General features: G+C 46.5%; 19 protein-coding genes. 5 read left to right on the top strand and 14 right to left on the bottom strand.

What is annotated here, in order from left to right; all coding sequences use genetic code 11:
• Positions 1-493 precede the first annotated feature (493 nt).
• Positions 494-2374, bottom strand: coding sequence for a RimK/LysX family protein (locus KIV41_RS00385; protein ID WP_285335508.1), 1881 nt, complete (start codon positions 2372-2374; stop codon positions 494-496).
• Between the two features lie 212 nt (positions 2375-2586).
• Between KIV41_RS00385 and KIV41_RS00380 the strand changes: the two genes are divergently transcribed.
• Positions 2587-4905, top strand: a complete 2319-nt coding sequence (locus KIV41_RS00380; RefSeq protein ID WP_285335507.1) for a Tex family protein — start codon at positions 2587-2589, stop codon at positions 4903-4905.
• 105 nt (positions 4906-5010) lie between these two features.
• On the opposite strand, the gene KIV41_RS00375 is transcribed toward KIV41_RS00380, so the two are convergent.
• Entirely contained in the window at positions 5011-5475 is a 465-nt protein-coding gene (locus tag KIV41_RS00375) for a hypothetical protein (protein WP_038883402.1), read from the bottom strand.
• 127 nt (positions 5476-5602) lie between these two features.
• Positions 5603-6373 (bottom strand): pimeloyl-ACP methyl ester esterase BioH, encoded by a 771-nt coding sequence (bioH, locus tag KIV41_RS00370; RefSeq protein ID WP_285335506.1) that lies wholly within the window; start codon positions 6371-6373, stop codon positions 5603-5605.
• A 79-nt stretch (positions 6374-6452) separates the two neighbouring features.
• On the opposite strand from bioH, the gene KIV41_RS00365 reads away from it, so the two are divergent.
• From KIV41_RS00365 to cysQ, 4 genes are all read left to right on the top strand, one after another.
• A complete protein-coding gene (locus KIV41_RS00365; RefSeq protein ID WP_285335505.1) occupies positions 6453-7175 on the top strand; it encodes a ComF family protein in 723 nt (240 codons plus the stop codon).
• Between the two features lie 97 nt (positions 7176-7272).
• A complete protein-coding gene (gene nfuA / locus KIV41_RS00360) occupies positions 7273-7857 on the top strand; it encodes a Fe-S biogenesis protein NfuA (protein WP_010445007.1) in 585 nt (194 codons plus the stop codon).
• Between the two features lie 151 nt (positions 7858-8008).
• The gene (nudE, locus tag KIV41_RS00355; RefSeq protein ID WP_088881469.1) at positions 8009-8578 is read left to right on the top strand and encodes an ADP compounds hydrolase NudE; all 570 of its coding nucleotides are present in this window, start codon (positions 8009-8011) and stop codon (positions 8576-8578) included.
• A 43-nt stretch (positions 8579-8621) separates the two neighbouring features.
• Positions 8622-9449, top strand: coding sequence for a 3'(2'),5'-bisphosphate nucleotidase CysQ (cysQ, locus tag KIV41_RS00350; protein ID WP_045386207.1), 828 nt, complete (start codon positions 8622-8624; stop codon positions 9447-9449).
• 289 nt (positions 9450-9738) lie between these two features.
• Here the strand turns inward: cysQ and KIV41_RS00345 are convergent, their stop codons facing one another.
• The 11 genes from KIV41_RS00345 to gspD are packed head-to-tail and all read right to left on the bottom strand — an operon-like array spanning position 9739 to position 20090.
• Positions 9739-10500, bottom strand: a complete 762-nt coding sequence (locus tag KIV41_RS00345) for a type II secretion system protein N (RefSeq protein WP_285335504.1) — start codon at positions 10498-10500, stop codon at positions 9739-9741.
• Position 10501: 1 nt separating this feature from the next.
• Complete coding sequence (locus KIV41_RS00340) at positions 10502-10993, bottom strand: type II secretion system protein M (protein WP_252041442.1); 492 nt, start codon at positions 10991-10993, stop codon at positions 10502-10504.
• Between the two features lie 7 nt (positions 10994-11000).
• On the bottom strand, positions 11001-12200 hold the full coding sequence (gene gspL, locus KIV41_RS00335; protein ID WP_285335503.1) for a type II secretion system protein GspL: 1200 nt from the start codon (positions 12198-12200) through the stop codon (positions 11001-11003).
• Positions 12169-13179 carry a type II secretion system minor pseudopilin GspK gene (gene gspK, locus KIV41_RS00330; RefSeq protein WP_285335502.1) on the bottom strand — a complete coding sequence of 337 codons (1011 nt, stop codon included), beginning with the start codon at positions 13177-13179 and terminating at the stop codon, positions 12169-12171. The genes gspL and gspK overlap by 32 nt, the downstream gene beginning before the upstream one ends.
• Positions 13172-13849 carry a type II secretion system minor pseudopilin GspJ gene (gene gspJ / locus KIV41_RS00325; protein ID WP_010444992.1) on the bottom strand — a complete coding sequence of 226 codons (678 nt, stop codon included), beginning with the start codon at positions 13847-13849 and terminating at the stop codon, positions 13172-13174. Before gspJ ends, gspK begins: the two co-directional genes overlap by 8 nt.
• Positions 13836-14231 (bottom strand): type II secretion system minor pseudopilin GspI, encoded by a 396-nt coding sequence (gene gspI / locus KIV41_RS00320; RefSeq protein WP_029560897.1) that lies wholly within the window; start codon positions 14229-14231, stop codon positions 13836-13838. Before gspI ends, gspJ begins: the two co-directional genes overlap by 14 nt.
• Entirely contained in the window at positions 14212-14811 is a 600-nt protein-coding gene (gene gspH, locus KIV41_RS00315; protein WP_285335501.1) for a type II secretion system minor pseudopilin GspH, read from the bottom strand. The genes gspI and gspH overlap by 20 nt, the downstream gene beginning before the upstream one ends.
• 31 nt (positions 14812-14842) lie before the next feature.
• Positions 14843-15286: a type II secretion system major pseudopilin GspG gene (gspG, locus tag KIV41_RS00310; protein WP_010444986.1), complete on the bottom strand. Its 444-nt coding sequence runs from the start codon at positions 15284-15286 to the stop codon at positions 14843-14845.
• Positions 15287-15346: 60 nt separating this feature from the next.
• Positions 15347-16567, bottom strand: coding sequence for a type II secretion system inner membrane protein GspF (gene gspF / locus KIV41_RS00305; RefSeq protein ID WP_010444985.1), 1221 nt, complete (start codon positions 16565-16567; stop codon positions 15347-15349).
• Positions 16567-18066 carry a type II secretion system ATPase GspE gene (gspE, locus tag KIV41_RS00300; RefSeq protein WP_010444984.1) on the bottom strand — a complete coding sequence of 500 codons (1500 nt, stop codon included), beginning with the start codon at positions 18064-18066 and terminating at the stop codon, positions 16567-16569. The genes gspF and gspE overlap by 1 nt, the downstream gene beginning before the upstream one ends.
• Complete coding sequence (gene gspD / locus KIV41_RS00295; RefSeq protein ID WP_282064607.1) at positions 18066-20090, bottom strand: type II secretion system secretin GspD; 2025 nt, start codon at positions 20088-20090, stop codon at positions 18066-18068. The genes gspE and gspD overlap by 1 nt, the downstream gene beginning before the upstream one ends.
• Between the last annotated feature and the right edge of the window lie 8 nt (positions 20091-20098).

Below are 20098 nucleotides of genomic sequence, written 5' to 3'. Positions count from 1 at the left end.
TAAGCAAACGGCAGTCATAAGTTCTTTGTTTTATGCGAAAATTAAGATTTTACGACTTTAGTCAATTAGTATCTCTCTTGCTTAAAATATCTAAACGCAGTGAATTAGTTATCATCAATAGTTTCTAGAATGAAAGAATTTGAGACAATCTCAGGAACTCCCCAAACTTCGCTTAAAACTGTTGCGACTGACCTATGAAATAGGCATATGACCACACTCCCCCCCACCACGCTAGTGAGATTTAGAATGGATAACTCAAACACTTGAAGAAATTAATAAAACAGGTATATGGCAACTCAAAAGGTCTAATGAGCAAGTTATATGCTTGATTGTCAGTATTGGCTTGTTTAAGAGCAGAGTGAAAAAACGGCCCAAATCGAGGGCCGTTCGTATAATTAAGACTCACTATCCTTTTTCGTGTCCAAGCACGTTAAATGGTAGGATTTAGCACTTTTTAGTGCGGCTTTTGCGTTTTAGATAGCTATCTTGAGGACTACTCTTCGTAATCAGGCTTCTCGGTCACAATATAGTTGGTGTCGCTGGCAACGATCGCACCGTGCTTCAAGAAGTTCTTACCCAGAATCATGCTGTAATGGAAACGACTACGATCTTGCAAGTTAACGCGAACCTTCTTCTCTAGTTCGCCCAGCTTAACGTGCATTTCCACCACCGGACGTACGTTGGCTTTCTCACCTTTCTTGGCTTTGATGCGCATCACGTCAACAACGGGCTTGGTAAATTCTTTCTTCATGCCGCTGTCGTTCTCGTAGGTGAAGCTCACCATGTCTTTACCATCTTTCTCGAACTGCTTGATGTTATGAGCATTAATTGAGCTCACATCCGCGCCCGTATCCAATTTCACCGGGAAAGACATACCTTCCACTTCCGCCACTTCAATATGACCGGCTTTGAACAGCGGACGCGCATCCAATAAGTGATCAGCGCGTGTATTCAACAGCACACCGCCTTTCGCCATGCTGTGGCCGAAGACAAAGAACGGCTGTTCTTGATCGTCTTTCTCCAATACATCAATGGCAAATTCGATGCTCTTCTCTTCATCACCAAATAGGAAGTCACCTTCAACGACTGGGCGAACCGAGTCACCCACTTTGAGCTTCTTCAATACGTGTTTAGTGATTTTCTCTTCCTTGCCTTTCGCGCTTGGCAGATAGAAGGTCACGACTTCTTTCTTGTCTTTTTCCGTCAATTCAAAGCCATCCACACGCAACAATGGCGTTTTAACCGCGAAGGTTGGATACGCAGGCAGTACATGACCATCAATATTGACTGACTCTTCAGGTGAGATAACCAATGGCTTAGATTTCAGAGCATTCTTAAATGACTTCTCAACGCCACCGAGCAAGTTCTCTTTGTCAGTGTCAATCACGAAGTGCTGGCTTGCAACGTCTTTACCCAGACGAATTTGCGAGCTAAAGCTGCTGCGATCGCGCAAGTAAACCAGCCATTGTTGCGTCTCAGTTTCACTCACTTTCACCGGAAGATAAACCAAAGGACGCTCACTCTTGCTGGTTTTCAACATACGTACTAATGGCAGGGTCATTGGATGACGCTTGCCGTTCTCACCTTCTAAAGTGAAAGAAACTTGTTTTTTCTTCTTATCCACTTTGATATTCAGCGCATGCACGTTGGTGTAACGGCTAGAAGTTGAAATGCTCACCTTGTATGGCACTCCTTCCACTTCAACCGTTTCTTTCTTACCGATCATCTGCGCCTTTTGTTGCTCTTGCAGGTAATCGTAACCAGCAAACACCCACGCGTTGTTGTCGAGGTAAGTCTTACCGATCAAGATAGGTGCTGAGAATTGAGTACGCTTGGTCAGGTTAACCACGGTGTCCACAGTGTGTCCTGCAATGGTCATCGGCATTTTCACCGTCGGGCGTAGAATTGGTTTTTCGCTAGTACGGCTGCGGATCGCACTGATGCGTTCAAGATCATCAGTGATCTTAATTTCTTTGCCTGTGTACGGATGATGAATAGTGAAACTCACGGTCACTTGGTACGGCTTAAAACTGTCAGCATCCCACTTGGCTTTGGTGCCACCAAGATCATCAATGATTGCCCACATCAGCTTGCTATCTTTGAGGCTTTTGTATTCTGGGTTGCTGCTGCTGACGTGAATGTTGTCTGCATGCATTGAGGTCGTGTCGGCGCCGGTATCAATCTTGCCGATAAAAGGAACATCACTTAGCTCTGGAATCTCGCTGTAATAAACGCTTTCAACACGACCGAGAACCACTTTGCCGTCAAGTTGATAGATTGGATATTGAGTAGTCGCAGATAAAGATTGCGACCAAGAAAATGGAGCGACTAACAAGGCACCTGAAAGCGCCACAGCCAAAGACATTTTTTTCATTATTGTTTTCCGTAAGTGCCAAGGTACAGAATATAGGCAGTCATTTTTGAATAAGTTCTGAATTTAATTACAGTTTTGACACAAAATTGACCAATGTCCACCGACGCTCAGTAAATTTTTGAGTTACTAGTTTAAAACATTGCAAATTCCATGAATGACCCCAATGTTCTATACACAACCAATACCCAAACAGAATTAAAGAGAATACACGGATGAGCCAAGCTATCTGTCGCATGATTGCTCAAGAGCTGAATGTTCGCCCTGAGCAAGTCAATGCCGCTGTAACCCTTATCGATGACGGTAACACAGTCCCATTTATTGCTCGTTACCGTAAAGAGGTGACGGGCGGCCTTGATGATACCCAACTGCGTACTCTAGACAGCCGTCTGTCTTACCTTCGTGAACTGGACGATCGCCGTCAAACCATCCTGAAATCGATCCAAGAACAAGGCAAACTCACGCCAGAACTCGAACAAGAGATCACTCAGGCAGACAGCAAGACTCGCCTTGAAGACTTGTACCTACCATACAAACCAAAGCGTCGCACCAAAGGCCAGATCGCCATTGAGGCCGGTCTTGAGCCACTTGCAGACCAGCTTTGGAATCACCCACAAACTGAGCCAGAAAGCGAAGCAAGCAAATACCTTGATGCAGACAAAGGCGTGGCAGACACCAAAGCCGCACTGGATGGCGCTCGCGCAATCATCATGGAACGCATCGCGGAAGACGCAAACCTACTGGAGAAAATCCGTGGTCACCTAAACCGCAATGCGGAAATGGGTGCTCGCGTCGTTGAAGGCAAAGAGCAAGAAGGTGAGAAGTTTAAAGACTACTTCAACCACAACGAACCACTAAGCAAAGTACCATCACACCGTGCGTTGGCGATGCTGCGTGGTCGCAATGAAGGCTTCCTGACATTGGCAATGAATGCCGATCCAGAGCAAGAAGAAGGCGTTCGTCAGTCTTACTGCGAAACCATTATTGCTGACCACTACGGCGTGACACTTAGCAGCGCACCGGCGGATGCATGGCGTAAGCAAGTGATCAGCTGGGCATGGCGCATCAAAGTATCGATGCACATGGAAACCGAACTAATGGGCGCAATGAAAGAGCGCGCAGAAATCGAAGCGATTGAAGTATTCGCTATCAACCTAAAAGACTTGTTGATGGCTGCGCCTGCGGGCCCTCGTGCAACACTTGGTCTCGATCCAGGTCTGCGTACAGGCTCTAAAATCGCTATTGTCGATCCAACTGGTAAGGTGCTTGCAACCGAAACCATCTACCCTCACCCACCACAAAAGCAATACGACAAGTCAGCGCAAATCGTTGATCAGTTGGTGCGCAAGTACAACGTCGATTTGATTGCGATCGGTAACGGCACGGCTTCACGTGAAACCGACAGCTTTGTCGCAGACGTCATCAAACGTGGCAACTTGAAAGTTCAGAAAATCATCGTGAGTGAAGCGGGTGCATCGGTTTACTCAGCGTCTGAGCTTGCAGCAAAAGAATTCCCACATATGGACGTGTCTCTGCGTGGTGCGGTGTCGATTGCCCGTCGTCTACAAGACCCGCTAGCGGAGCTAGTGAAAATTGATCCTAAGTCGATCGGTGTGGGCCAATACCAGCACGACGTTAGCCAATCTATGCTGGCAAAACGCCTAGATGCGATTGTGGAAGACTGTGTAAACGCGGTCGGTGTTGATGTGAACACCGCCTCAGCGGCACTACTGACGCGCGTAGCGGGCTTGTCGAGCACCATCGCGCAGAACATTGTCGACTTCCGTGATGAAAACGGTCGTTTCGAAGCACGTACAACCTTGAAGAAAGTACCTCGTTTGGGTCCTAAGGCGTTCGAGCAGTGTGCGGGCTTCCTACGAATCATGGATGGTAAGAACCCACTTGATGCGTCTGCGGTTCACCCAGAAGCGTACCCAGTGGTAAAAGCAATCTCTGAGAAGAACAACAAAGACATCAAAGCACTGATTGGTGATTCAAGCTTCCTAAAAGGTCTGCATGCGGTGGATTACACCGACGATAACTTCGGTGTGCCAACCATTACCGACATCATTAAAGAGCTAGATAAGCCGGGTCGTGACCCACGTCCAGAATTCAAAACGGCGACGTTTGCAGAAGGCGTAAACTCGGTATCTGACTTGGAGCCGGGTATGATTCTAGAAGGCGTAGTATCGAACGTAGCAAACTTTGGTGCCTTCGTTGATATCGGCGTTCACCAAGATGGTCTCGTACACATCTCAGCACTGACAGACCGCTTTGTGTCTGATCCACGTGAAGTGGTAAAAGCGGGCGACATCGTCAAAGTGAAAGTGATGGAAGTCGACGTACAACGCAAGCGTATCGCTCTATCCATGCGTTTGAACGATGAACCTGGCCAAGACAACCGCAGCCAACGTTCCGCTGCGCCGCGTCGTAATGACCAGCCACAACGTCGCCAGCCTCGCCGTGATGATGCAGCCTCAAACAACGCAATGGGTGGTGCATTTGCAGCCGCGTTTGCTAAAGCGAAAAAGTAATCTCGCCTAGGCCTCCACCGCTAACGAACTCTCACAGCGAAAAAGAAAACGCTCCAATCAGTCAGCCTGCTTGGAGCGTTTTTGTTTGAATAGGATATTGAGTCGTCATAATACTGCTATCACTTCTGACGGTGTATGGGGCGCAACCGAATGACCATAATGAAACTTGATCACCTTCCTGCGTTTTTCCATTAATCCTTCTTTGACCGCAGCATCCAAAATGCGCTTAGGCAAGCGGAATCGAATCGCGTAACTCTTTCCTTGGCTGTTACTATAAGTACTCAGTGCGAGAAGGTCGAAAAGTCGCGCTAAGGCATCTTTCGGTTCCTCATGATATTGAGTATCAACCTCTGTCTCCATTTCATAATCGGGATGCTCGGAAGGATCCCAAGAAGACTGACGTCGCCTTTTATCATCACTTTTGACTTTTCTTTCAGCGTTGGTTTTCGCTAAAGCGACCGTTGGTGCAACAGGTTCACGAACTTTATTATCTCGTGCAGCCTGCTCCGTCTGCACATTCACGGATGGGGCGATCAGTGGCACACTCACAGTGGTCGGTGACACAATCATTGCGAATCCTCCTCAAAGAATCGCCCAAACTCGCCAATTCAGCCAAAACACAAAAATGACACCTTGCGCTTTAGCAACTTCTTTATCGGCCAATTTTTATACAACTTTAGCAACTTGTTGCATCCAATTATCGTTCAGTGACAAATTCAATAAGCTGATCGCAAAAAGACTTCGATTCCGTCATAAAGGGAGCATGAGATGATTGAGCAAAAATGTATTGCTTCGAGTCCGGCATAACCTCTTGTAGATCGTGCGCTACTTTGATCGGAACCAACCCATCTAAACGACCGTACAAACGCAATACAGGCATTGCTAATTGCGCAAGCTGATCGCGCAAATCGACATCCGCCAAAATATTTAAGCCTACCAGCAAAGAATCTGGATTTGGTTGAGGTCGAGACAGCACGGCTTGTTTAAGTTGCCTAACATCTTGACGAGCAGAAGGGCTCCCCATCGCCTGTAACGCCATAAAACGCTCAATCGTTTGTGGGAAGTCTTCCATTAACTGTTCAGTAAACGCACTCAGCACATTAGGTTGAATGCCACGCCATGGACGTTGTGCCGCGAACTTAGGCGAGCTTGCTACCGTAATTAACTTATTCACTCTGTCTGGCGCATTCAATGCCACATGCGTAGCCACTAATCCACCTAGTGACCATCCGAGCCACACCGCCTTTTCTGGTGCGCCTTGAAGTACCATTTCTGCTATCTCAGCGAGATCTTGCGCATGACTGCTTGCACTATGTCCATAGCCGGGTAAGTCCACAACATGCAATGTAAACTGAGACTGAAGCGCTTCTACCGTTTGCTGCCAAACCGCGCCATTCATGCCCCAGCCATGAAGCAATACTAAATCCGGCCCTTGGCCAAACGACTGCCAGTGCAATTTCGTGCTCATGCTCTCAACCTCTCCTACTAATTTGAACGGATAACCACTTCAATGCTGATAAGCTAGTTTTCTCACTAAAGGAAACTGTATGTTATCTCATCACTGGCAAAACATCATGTTTCGCCTTCTCGGTAGCCAATGTGCACTTTGCCAGTTCCCGCTCGAAAGTGGGCAACCTTCCATTCTGCGTTGGTGTACCAGCTGTACTGAACTACTACAACCTCAGCCAAGGTGTTTGCGCTGCGGACTCCAACTTCACTCTACAGATTCAGAGCAGGTATTAGTCTGCGGCTCTTGTTTAGCGGATCCACCACCCTGGTATAAACTCTACACCTTAGGTGATTACAGCTTCCCATTAGCTGGGGAAATTCAGCGATTTAAAGATCGCCGTGAATTATGGCAAGTGTCGGGGCTTTGCCATCAACTTGCAGAGCAAATCTCGGACCCTGCCCCACTATTGACAAGCGTCCCCATTCATTGGAAACGCTACCTCACCAGGGGCTTCAATCAAAGTGCAATCTTAACGCGCTATCTTGCACAAAACTTATCGCAAGCACACGATACTCAACTTTTTAGCAAAGTGCGTTATACCCGCTCGCAACGACACTACCGAAAACAGCTTAGAGAAGAGAATCTCGCTCATGCCTTTAAGCTAAATCGAATCCCAGAACAAAAACACATCGCCATTGTTGATGATGTGGTTACCACAGGCAGTACGGTCCGACAATTATGTCAATTACTACTTGAAGTTGGGGTCGAAAGAATTGATATTTACTGCATCTGCCGAACTCCTGTTCCAAATACGATCTAGAACGCTTTGCCATGCCTTAGTAGCAAAAATACTAGACCGTTACGCTAACAAGAGTAAAATAGCAGCAATAGCCTACAAAATTACTCAGGTATTCGTCGTGTCAAATATTACTATTACAGAAACAGCGCAAACACATTTCGCTAACCTTTTGGGCCAACAGCCTGAAGGTACTAACATTCGAGTGTTCGTCGTTAATCCAGGAACACAAAACGCTGAATGCGGCGTATCTTACTGCCCACCTGAAGCGGTTGAAGGTACTGACACTGAAATCCCTTATAGCGGTTTCTCTGCATTTGTTGACGAGCTAAGCTTACCGTTCCTTGAAGATGCTGAAATCGACTTCGTGACAGACAAGATGGGTTCACAACTGACCCTTAAAGCGCCTAACGCCAAAATGCGCAAAGTGTCTGACGACGCACCGCTTGTAGAGCGTGTTGAGTATGTCATTCAAACTCAAGTGAACCCACAGCTAGCAGGTCACGGTGGCCACGTAAACCTAGTTGAAATCACAGAAGATGGTATTGCTATCGTCGCATTTGGTGGTGGCTGTAATGGCTGTTCAATGGTTGATGTCACTCTAAAAGAGGGCATCGAAAAAGAACTGCTAAACCAATTTGTTGGTGAACTAACAGCAGTTCGTGATGCGACTGAGCACGATCGCGGTGATCACTCTTACTACTAAGCTAATTTAAGCTAAGTAAAAGTAGATTAGGGAGGCGTTTGCTTCCCTTTTTTATTATTGACGTTTTATCAAACTAGAAACTCAAGCGTTCTTTTCATATATTAGGAAATCTCACTGACTCAGTGAGCAACCGACACAAAGGAGCCAGCGCATGTCGAAACGGACCCCACCAGAGATACTCTCTTGTCAGACGGTCGCACAATCTAAGCTGTTTGCCGTGGAAGCCCTCGACCTTCGCTTCTCCAATGGTGAGCTTCGCACTTATGAGCGTATGAAGCCAAGTGGCCGTGATGCCGTGATGGTTGTCCCGGTGACTGAGCAAGGAGACTTGCTCCTTGTTCGAGAATTCGCAGCTGGCACCGAACGCTACGAACTGGGCTTTCCGAAAGGATTGATTGACCCAGGAGAAACGCCACACCAAGCCGCAGATCGAGAGCTCAAAGAAGAAATCGGTTTTGGTTCGAAAGTTCTCACACCATTAAAGCAAGTCATCCTTGCTCCTTCTTACTTCTCAAGCAAGATGACTTTGTTCTTGGGACAAGGTTTATACCCTGAAAGACAACAAGGTGACGAGCCAGAACCATTAGAGGTCGTTCGCTGGCCGCTAGCACAAGCAGAAGAGTTACTTACTCACCTCGACTTTTGTGAGGCACGTAGTATCACTGCACTGATGTTGGCACTAAAGCACTTACCAAACACCACTCACAACCAAAATCAATAAGGCCAACCAGCCGCGCAATAATTGTGAGAAAGGACTATTACTTATGCCAATGACAAAAGATCTATCACATTTACTTCCACAAGTTATCGAGATCGCTCGCAGTGCGGGTCAACTGATTCTCGATATCTACGAAAACAAGCAATATGAAGCGTATACCAAAAGCGACGAAACCCCAGTCACTAGTGCCGACATTGCTGCTCATAAACTGATTACGAAGCAATTGAGTGAACTAACACCCGATATCCCGGTACTTTCAGAAGAAGCCGCAGATATCAGTTTAGAACAGCGAGCGAAATGGGATCGATACTGGCTCGTCGATCCACTTGATGGTACACAAGAGTTCATCGCACGCAGTGGCGACTTTGCGACCATCATTGCACTGATCGACAACAACAAACCAACCATGGGTGTGGTTTATGGTCCTGTTTCTGGTGTCACTTACTATGCCTATAGCGGCAAGGGAGCATGGAAAATTCCTGACATGTCTGAAAGCGTGAAAATTCAGACTCACAAGCACGAAAGTCCGGGGCAAAACATCGCTATCGCCATCAGTCGTCGTCAAGATATCAACCGTATTACTGGTCGCATGAGCAGCGCTTGGAACTATGACTTGATCCCACTCGGTTCTGCCGCACTCAAAGCATGCCTTGTTGCTGAAGGCGCTGTGGACTGTTACTTACGTCTAGGTCCAACTGGCGAGTGGGATACTGCTGCTACGCAGTGCATTGTTGAAGAAGCGGGCGGACGTATACTCAGCACGCAACTTGAGCCGCTGTCTTACAATGAGCGCGAGACGTTGGAGAATCCAAACTTCATCGTACTGGGTGACGCGGATTTGCCTTGGGACGAGATTCTACAGCGCAAGGATTGATCACAATCCAACCTTCATTACTAGATTTTAAAAAGGTCACCAATCAACTTCGTGGCCTTTCTTTTTGCCTCTTGTACAGCGATAGGAGCATTTAGCCTACGATAACCCAAATGCTCTTTTAGCTGTACGCATCAATACTATTAAGTTAAAAATCATAATCTTATATAAGTAGCCAATCATCTGCTGAATTTCTTGTACAGCGAATTTAGGGTTTGGCCTACTATGATCCAAAAGCAAAAAGAGCTGCACAGTAGCAGCTCTTTGATGATGCTATGAATTCCAAGTTTGGCTAAAAGCGCCCTTGATAATTAAACTCGTATTGGCCTTGAGCATTTGGATTACCTAGCCACTTAAGCTGCTCACCCATGCTCGATGGAAATTCCGCACCAGGTTTGAACCAAGCTTTAGTTGAATAGCGCTGATTTGGCATTAGCTCAGCAGAAAACGCTGCTGAAACTTGCTTACTCTTCTGCTCGCCCGATGTCGATAATACGCTGTCTTTGCAACTCAGGTCGGCAATAACAGGACCAAGCTCAAGGCTGCCTAGCGGGCTTTGAATGCCACTTGCACTCCAAACTAACGTACCTTCACCTGTCTTACACCAAGGAGCCGCATACGTCGCATGACGTATATTTAGCTCAAGTTGACCATCTACACTAACTGGAACTGGAAGGCGTGTCTGCTCAACCACTTTTGCTGCGGGGATAGAAGCAACCACATTTTCCGCATACGGCCCGCTGCCGAGACTGTAGCCAACCAAACCACGCCCACGAACATCCATATCGCTACCACGACCAAAACGTACAGCAAACTCTGCTTTACCAGTAAATAAGCCCGATAGTTGAAAGTCCCAGTTAACTTCACCTAAGTTTTGGCGCTGCCAATACACGGAAGAGGCTTTACCCTGCCACACGGTGCCCTGAGCGTTTTGAATATCCAGCCCTCTCACCTGAGGTACTTGTTGCATAACCCACGATACAGGCAACCCTGCAATTAAGCTAAATGAGAAAAAGGCGACAAATATAAAAACGTAAAGAAGTACTCGCTTCACCCTAACCTCGCTTAAACTGCAAACGATTGACATCAATCATACCTGCTTGCTCGGTACGATCGATATCCAAAAACTCCACTTCAATACCTTGTTGTTCTTTTAGGTAACGGAGCCAATCCACAAATTGATTAAACGCAAGAGGTTTAATCCACACTTGCACACTTTCATTTCGTGGCTGAACTCGAATCAGCTCAACCTTATAACGACGAGCAGAGGAAGAAACAATCTGGTTCAGCGGTTGAGTTGAATAGCTTACACCACCACTTCTACGTAACGCGGTAATATCATCGGCCTTATCTTCGACCCAACTAAGTAACTGTTTTTCAGTTTGGATTCGAGATTGAGCCAACTCGGCTCTTTGGGTGATAGGCTGCAGTATCCCCCAATAGATAATCCCTATGGCCGCCAACGCACCACAACCTAGCACTAACCGTTGCTCACGTTGCGAGATGCCACTCCACCAAGCCTGAATCGACATGATTAAATTTTTCATCCTGACCTCACAAACGCTTCAATACAAAGCTACCCATCACAACATTATCACTGCGATTGAGCTGCCCTTGTTCAACATTGAATTTTTCTGACAACTTCACTCTTGCTTGTTCGAATGGTTGGAAATCAGAGCTTCGAGCTTGAATTCTTACTTCACCTCGATTGCCATCATATTTAAAGCTTGTGATCTCTAAATCTTTTACTTGCCCCAATGTAGACGGCAGCGCAGCTAGCCACGCCATCATGGCCTCACCACCAGCCCCACCTGATAAGCGACGCTCTTCATCGTTCATTTGACGCTTTAAGTAGCTCACGGTTGGTATGCGCTTTTTACCGGGGAAGACTTGTCGGAAGATGCGTTCACTTTCAGCGCGATAGGCTTGGGCTTGCGCTTCATACTTGTGTACAGTAAAGAGCTGTTGAGCCACCAAGACCACCAGCAGAACTCCAGCGGCCACCGCTGTTTTTTGCCATACTTTCCAGTGCTTACCCCATGATGATTTGGGCTTGAACTCCCCAACCAGTACGTTGACATTGCTTTGCACACTGCCTTTTGCTAGCAAGGCCATTGGCATTTCAACTGGCTTTGCCACCCATACATCAGGTACGTTGTTATCTGTGATGGTACTGTAGCTTTCGAGTTTCCACTCTGTTTGCTCTTGCCCGTAGGCAGAAAGATAAAGATCAAGCCATGCGCTATCTACGGCAGCACCGTGGTATTCGTTATGACGAATCAACCATTGCTCTCCCAGTGATACAGCCGTACTGTACTCACTGACTGGCAGTGCTAAGACATCAGGAAGGATACGTTTGATAGTCAAACCTTGGCTAGCAAAACGCTGCAAAATGGTATGAATCCAAGCGCGCTCCACAGCACAAACATGAGCGCTATTCGCTTGCTTCTCTAAAACAGTAAAGTGCAGACTATCTACATCCTGTGCCACTTCGTCTTCAACCAAGTAAGGCAGCATACTATCAAACTGACGTGCAGCTCCCGGAGGAATATCCACCTCGGTCAGCACGACATCGCTAGCAGCAAGTAATGCAATGATCTGACGTTGCTCTGCGTAAGCCGCCAATTCATCTAAGTGTTCCCAACCAGCTAATTCTCCGCTGGCGATCACTTCCTGCTGTTGTGTAGACCATACCACCCAAGGTATGGTGCTTTGTTGTTCGCTACTCAGCCGAACGGTCAGAAACTCGCTCACTGATCCCTCCAAAACGACGGCGGACAACCGTCACTGTTTCTCGATTCGTACTTTGCAAAAGACTGCGGATTCGCACACGCGATTCATCCACTAAGACCTGAGCATCCAATTCAAAATAAGCACTATCTACACCCAGATAGCCTTTTGCTTTCTTCTTAATATCACCGCTGACGCCTGTCAGTTCAGACTCAGCCAAAAAATCATCAATACTGTCCCACCCATCGAACGGTCGCTTCTCTATCAGTTGTACAGCTTCACTGCTGCCCAACCCCGGAGAAAACATCGCAACCAATATCGGTGCTTGCTCAACTTCAATGGTATTCACGTTCAGTCGCCAATCGTCTGTCGGTATCGCACAAACCATCGGCGCAACATTTTGATATATCTCGCCACTTACTTGGTAAATTGAGCGTAGTTCGCTACTGTCGGCCATCAATCCATTGGGTGGCAAATAAGCAGGGTTCATACTTTCATAAGTGCTATCTTCAACCCCGGCAGTCGAACGTACCGAAGTGTCACTGTCAACATACTCCCATGTAGAGTCTGCGATCACCTCAGCTTGATAGGGCTCAACATTCGCTTCTTCCAAAAGTTTCAACCACGTTTGTACTAAGTATGGCCGAGCGGTTGGATCATTCGTTGGTTGAACACTAGCGAGAGCATTAAGGTTAAAGCACGCCTGTTTATCAACGATTCTTCCCGCAGCTTGCCCATAATCCAACGGATAGATTTGATCTTTTATTGCCCATGGTTGGCTCAAATTGATGGTGTCACTGTCTTTGTAACTCTGCTCTATACCAATTTTAGCTAACGCTTCTACACCTAGACTGTACCAATAGGCTTGCTGGTAGTTTATTTGGTTAGTTGCGCGCTGAAATTGCAAAAACAACCGTTCAGACATACTGGCAGCAACCGTCGCCATGATTGCTAGAAGCATCAATACAATAATTAAAGCAACACCACGCTGACGATTAGCCATTGTTGTTGCCTCCTGATTCACTCTTCTCTCCCGATTGGAATTCACCATCTGGAGTAAGATACGTTCGGCTGATCTCACCATAATCCTTTAGCGTCAGCACAACAGACACCGCTTTGGGTAGCGAATCGGCGGAATCCCAGTCTTTTTTCCACTGTTTACCGTCATAAAATCGGAGGTTGAACTCTTCAACCTCTGTCAGCAAAGGCGTCACAATACCTTGTTGAGCCACTGGTGTATCAGGATAGCGCCACCACACTCGCTGAAGAACGTTATCTTTAATCCGATAGCCGACTTTTGTCACTTCACCGCGCGGAAACTGCTGTTGCGGATTATGCCAACCTAAACGAGTAAACATGACGCCTTTGGCGTCGGAATCTAATAAGTAATCTGACCAAAAAATCAGCTGCTTTGCTGGCTCTTCACCATTTGTACGACTGTGTCTGATGGCCATTTGGCGAAAGTCATTATCCATCATGACCATCGCTCGTTGCAGCTCATTAAGACGTTGGATCTTTTCTTGCGATAAAACGTCACTGCGCTGAACCTGGCTAACCACTTGGTATGCAGCAACACTTAAACTGGCAAAAATAGCAATGGATACCAACACCTCAATTAAGGTGAAACCTTTATGGCGAGTGGTTCGCCTCGCCGTATATTTACTTGTCCACATAACTTCGTACCGTTACGATTGGACTGGCGCTTTTTTCTACCGCAACACTTACATCAAATGCTTTCAGCAATGGCTGCGTTGTCGCAACTGGCGTCACTTTCCAATACCACGTTCGACCGGCAAGTTCTTCGGTGCCCTTTTTCGCTTTCAACGCACTGCTGTCTAACATTACGTTGGCCATTTGGTTATCAACAACCATTGCTGCAAACATTTTTTCTTCTAAATAACTGACGGTATTAATGTGTTGGCTGACTGAGCGAATGACACTGATCGCTGCCGTTGCAAAAATGGCTAATGCAACCAATACCTCTAGTAAAGTCATGCCTCTAACTCGGTGATGCGATATACCCATAATGCTTGCTCTAGAAGATCGCATTGTCATCCTCTTCCACCTCGTCACCAGGAGCGTATAGTTTTATTTCCCCTGTTTCTTTACCAATAACACGCCAACCGTCGTTCTCTGCATCACCGTCTTGTGGATAAAATGACAACGTGAAAGGGGTTAGCTCGGCACTGGAAAAGATAAACACTTGTGGTGGCTTCTCTTTCTTCTTTTCCTCTTCATCAGCAAACATATCTTCATCAAATAATGATCCCGGCTCAAATAAGCGGTCATCTTTATCCCAAGCACCACCGCCTAATTCAAGTTGGATTGCGATTCCATCTTCCAACTTGGTACTACTTGGAATCTGCTTCAACTCCAAAGGTTGCCAGCCATCCTGAGTTAGATTTAATAAAGCATAGGTTGATTTTGCGTCATCAACGCGAACGCCAAAGTCTTTGCCACTCAACACAGCTTCTTCATTTAGCAATTGCACTCGCTGATAAAAGCTTTGTGCGTATTGTTTGGATAAATCTTTCTGACTGGTAGGTAAAGTAGTAATAACCGCCACAGCGGTAAGAGATAACAAAACCAGCACCAATAGAATTTCTATTAATGTAAAACCGAGTTGTTTTTGCATTCGCTTCATCAGTGCTGGTTTAAGCTAGGGCTTATTGGAAATCTTGCATGTTCCAGTTGCCAATATCAGCAGCTGGACCTTCACCACCCTCTTGACCATCTGCACCTAACGTGAAGATATCAATGGTGCCATTGTCACCAGGGCTTAGGTACTGGTACTCGTTACCCCATGGGTCATTTGGTAGACGCTTGATGTAACCACCATCACGGTAGTTGCGAGGCTCTGGGTTAGATGGCTTAGAAACTAATGCTTCCAAACCTTGATCCGTTGTTGGGTAAACGCTGTTATCCAACTTGTACATGTCTAATGCGTTTTCTAATGCCACGATGTCGGTAATCGCTTTTTGTTGATCGGCTTTCTCTTTATTACCTAGCAAGTTAGGCACAACAAAGCTTGCCAAAATACCCAAAATAACAACAACAACCATCACTTCTAACAGCGTAAAGCCCTGTTGTTTACTACGTTTCATTTTCATTATTTTCTCCGAAAGTTAGATTCAAGCCATTGTCACTATAGACAAGCCTTGACCCAGAATTTATCCACTCATTAAGTTATTCATTTCAAGCATTGGCATCAATGTCGCCATAACAATAAACAGTACGAGTCCTGCCATCAAAGCAATCAGGGCTGGCGTAAAGATGCCTAATGCAATATTGACCGTCGATTCAAAGTTCTGATCTTGGTTGTCCGCTGCACGCGTCAACATACTCTCCAACTCACCACTTTGCTCACCACTGGCAATCATGTGCAGCATCATTGGCGGGAATAAACGAGTTTGATCTAAGGCTTTACGTAAGCTGGCGCCTTCACGCACATTGTCTGCGGCTAATAAGACTTGCTGCTTTACAAAGCGGTTTGACATTACGTCAACAGCCACTCTCATGCCCTCTAAGATAGGGATGGCACTAGATGTACAGATAGATAATGTACGAGCAAAACGAGCCGTGTTGAGCCCTTTCGAAATTTTTCCAAGCAAAGGTAAGCTAAGGATTTTTCGATCCCATGCTAGGCGGAAGTTAGGTTTTTGTAGTGCTAATTTTAAACCGTAGAATAACACCACCAGCACGACAAAAATCACTAGCCCCCACTCTTGAACAAACTCACTGGCAGCCAGCAAAATTTGTGTAGACTGAGGTAACTCTTGTCCCATCTGAATGATTGGTTCAATGATCTTTGGCACCACTGTTGCCAGTAGGAAGGAGACAATACCGACAGCAAATACCACCAACACCACAGGGTAAATCATGGCTTGCATCAGCTTAGAACGCATTTTCTGACGATTTTCTACATAATCAGCCAAGCGTTCTAGAACCGTATCGAGATGACCAGACTTCTCACCTGCGGCCACCATTGAGCGAAATAGCTCATCAAAGATATGTGGATAATCAGCCAAGCTGTCCGCCAACGGATAGCCTTCCGTCACTTTAGAGCGCACAGCAGCGATCATGGTACGAATACGAGGCTTTTCTGCTTGTTCAGATACCGCTTTTAAACACTCTTCCAGTGGCATACCAGACTGAACCAATGTCGAAAGCTGACGCGTGATAAGCGCAAGCTCTGCGGTTTTGATACCACGTTTGAACCCACCGGAAGCACCTGAAGACTTAGCAGCTTTCGCTTTAGCTTCAACGACTTCAATCGGCACCATTCCTTGTTCTTTCAAACGCTGACGGACTTGGCGAGCGTTGTCACCTTCAATAGTGCCTTTCTTTCGCTTCCCCGTCGCATCGAGTGCTTTGTACTCAAAAGCCGCCATTACGCTTCCTTAGTCACCCGCATCACTTCCTCTAGAGAGGTGATACCACGGCGCACTTTGCTCAAGCCATCACTGCGAATACTTGGCGTATGTGAACGAATCATTTTTTCAATTTCTTGTTCACCCGCTTCGCGATGAATCAATTCTTGAACGTTCTCATCGAGCATCAAGAGTTCATGAATACCAGTACGGCCGCGATAGCCTTTTTGGTTACAGGTTTCACACCCTTTCGCGCGATGCAATGTCAGTGAGTCATGCTCTGTTAAACCAAATAACTTCTTCTGTTCATTGTCGGCTTCATAAGGTTCTTTACAGTCTTGGCAAAGTGTTCTTACCAAACGCTGAGCAAGGACACCAAGCAATGAAGAAGATATTAAGAATGGCTCGATCCCCATATCACGCAGACGCGTTATCGCGCCAACCGCGGTATTGGTGTGCAGAGTCGACATAACCAAGTGACCAGTCAAAGACGCTTGTACCGCGATCTGTGCGGTTTCTAAGTCACGAATCTCACCAACCATTACCACGTCCGGGTCTTGACGAAGAATCGCACGTAGACCACGAGCAAACGTCATATCAACTTTCGGGTTCACTTGCGTCTGGCCGATACCATCAATATCAAATTCGATCGGGTCTTCTACAGTAAGGATGTTGCGTTCGTTGCTGTTGATCTCTTGTAAGCCAGCATACAAGGTTGTTGATTTACCTGAACCTGTTGGACCAGTAACCAAAATAATGCCGTGCGGACGACCAATCAGATGACGGAAGTTATCATGAACAGAAGGCGTCATGCCCAAGCTGTGTAAGTCTAGACGAGTCGCGTTCTTATCTAACAAACGCATTACCACTCGCTCACCATGCGATGAAGGCATGGTAGAAACACGAACATCGACAGCTCGGCCACCAATACGCAGAGAAATACGACCATCCTGTGGCACGCGCTTTTCTGCAATATCCAGTTTTGCCATTACTTTTACACGAGACACAAGTAATGGCGCGAGTTTACGACTTGGAGCTAAGACTTCACGCAAGACACCATCTACCCGAAAACGGATAGACAATGTTTTTTCAAACGTTTCGATGTGAATATCTGAAGCCCCTTCTTTGATTGCCTCGCCAAGCATGGCGTTGATCAACTTAATAATGGGCGCATCATCTTCCGACTCAAGCAAGTCTTCATTTTGCGGTAGCTCTTCAGCTAATGAGAAGAAGTCATCATCGGCACCAATGTCTTCCATCAGTTGACGCGCTTCTGAAGAGTCACGTTGATAAGCTTCAGTCAGTTTTTTGTCGAACGCCTCTTTATCAAGGGGCTGAGGGACAAATGCATGTTTCAGCACACGTCTAACTTCAACCAAAGCCGCTGCACTAAGCGGCTCTACGTAATACAGCACTGGAGGGCGCTCAGGGTGTTCTGTCTCCAATACCAGTTTAAAGCGGTTAGCAAAACTGAATGGCAGACGACGCAAGCTTGGCGCGGTGTCTAGCATATCAACCATTACTTCACTTCCATTTGATCGATAAAGGCTTGGATTTCAGGCGCCAATTGACGTTCATGGCCAAACTCAGGCATTACCGGAATCTTAGAATCTTCCATCAACTTCAGGCCTTCTTGCGCTTTATATAGCTGCTCAGCACGGATAAAGTTGTACTTACGCTGGGTAATACCATCTGCGGTCATGCCATCACGAATGATCGTTGGCTTGATGAAAACCATCAGATTGCGCTTTTCCGTTTGAGTACTGGTTGACTTAAACAAGTGGCCAATCACTGGAATGTCACCCAGTAGTGGCACTTTAGACTCACTTTCTAATGCGCGCTCATCAACCAAGCCACCAAGTACCAGCATTTGACCATCTTGAATCATGACCGATGTGTTTAGCTGACGTTTAGCAAAGCGAACGTCTACTGCACCATTTGCGCCCAGTACATTTGATACTTCTTGTTCAATGTTCAACTGAACAGAATCGCCTTCGTTGATCTGTGGTACTACCTTCAACTTGATGCCCACTTCTTTACGATCAACCGTTTGGAATGGGTTATCGTTGTTCGAGCCAGCAGTTGAACCAGTAATAACCGGAACTTCTTCACCAACGATGAATGACGCTTCACCGTTATCCATAACAGTAATGCTTGGAGAAGACAGAATGTTTGAGTTTGAGTCAGAAGCAACGGCACTGATTAATGCAGTCCAGTCACCCATAACAATACTCATCGCAGCGCCATTCACACCACCCAAAGCGGCTGCTAACGTTGAGTAATCGCCTTGCTCTGTCGTCGTTTCGTTACGTAGGAATTCACCTTCAGTATCATAAACCGCTTTCGTGGTTGTGGTGTCTTTCGCTTCTTCCAAACCAACCATGACCTGGCCAATCGGAGCACCAGTATTGCCATACTGAATCACCGCACCCGTTTCTAGCGAGCCCCACTGAACACCTAAGTTAATGCCATCACCTTCGGACATTTCTACAATCAGTGCTTCAATCAAAACTTGAGCACGACGAATATCCAGTTGAGAAATTACGTCTTGGAGTGCCATCATGATATCTGGCGGCGCCGTCAGCACTAGCGAGTTGGTCGCTTCATGGGCAGCAATCACCACTTCACCACGCTTAGCTGAAGAGGCTCCTTTTTGACCCGCTTGTTTTTCCGCTTGCAGGTTATCAGATACACCTTTCAGTACATCCACCAAGTCTTCCGCTTTAGCATACTTAAGGTAAACCACACGGTTGTTGCCTTTGGTTGCCATTTCCACGTCAAGTTGGCGAATCAAACGTTTCAGACGCGCGCGGACTTTAGGGTCACCAGAAATCAGAATCGAGTTAGTACGCTCATCCGCTACGATTTTTGGCTCTAGGAACTCTGGCGTGCTCTTTTGATTAGTCGTTTTATTCAACGCTTCAACGATACGTACCATCTCAGCGGCTGAAGCATTACGTAGTTCTACCAGCTCAATTTCTTTATCACCCGCTTGGTCAACACGCTTAATGATTTCAGCAAGACGGTTTACGACCGCAGCACGTCCTGTGATCAAAATGATATTCGCAGGGTCGTAATGAACCACGTTACCAGCACCAGCGTTGTCGATCAGCTGACGAAGCAAAGGAGACAGCTCACGTACAGACACATTACGTACCGCAACAACACGTGTAATCACACTGTCGCCTTTGGCACTCGCATCGCCGAGTACAGGAATAGCCGACGTTTTAGAGTCTTTCGCTTTGATAACTTTTAATACGCCATTGTCCATTTCCACAACTGCGTAACCGTACACTTCAAGTACGTTAAGAAAGAAGCTGTAATATTGCTCTTCATTCAGTACATCGTAGCTGCGTACGTCGATCTTACCGCGCACCGATGGATCAACAATAATGGTCTTCTCTAGGTTTCGACCAACAATGTTAATGAACTCTTGAATGTCCGTGCCTTTGAAGCTCGCGCTAAAATCATTCGCGATTGCGCCTGGGGTGCAGAGTAGGCTGCCAGCAAGTAGCCACGCGCTTTTGCTTAACCAATGTTTCACGTATGTCT

Source organism: Vibrio sp. D401a, assembly GCF_030248515.1.
In the GTDB taxonomy this organism is placed as follows: domain Bacteria; phylum Pseudomonadota; class Gammaproteobacteria; order Enterobacterales; family Vibrionaceae; genus Vibrio; species Vibrio rotiferianus.
Note: the sequence above shows the minus strand (reverse complement) of the source record. Positions and strands in the feature narration are given on the sequence as shown.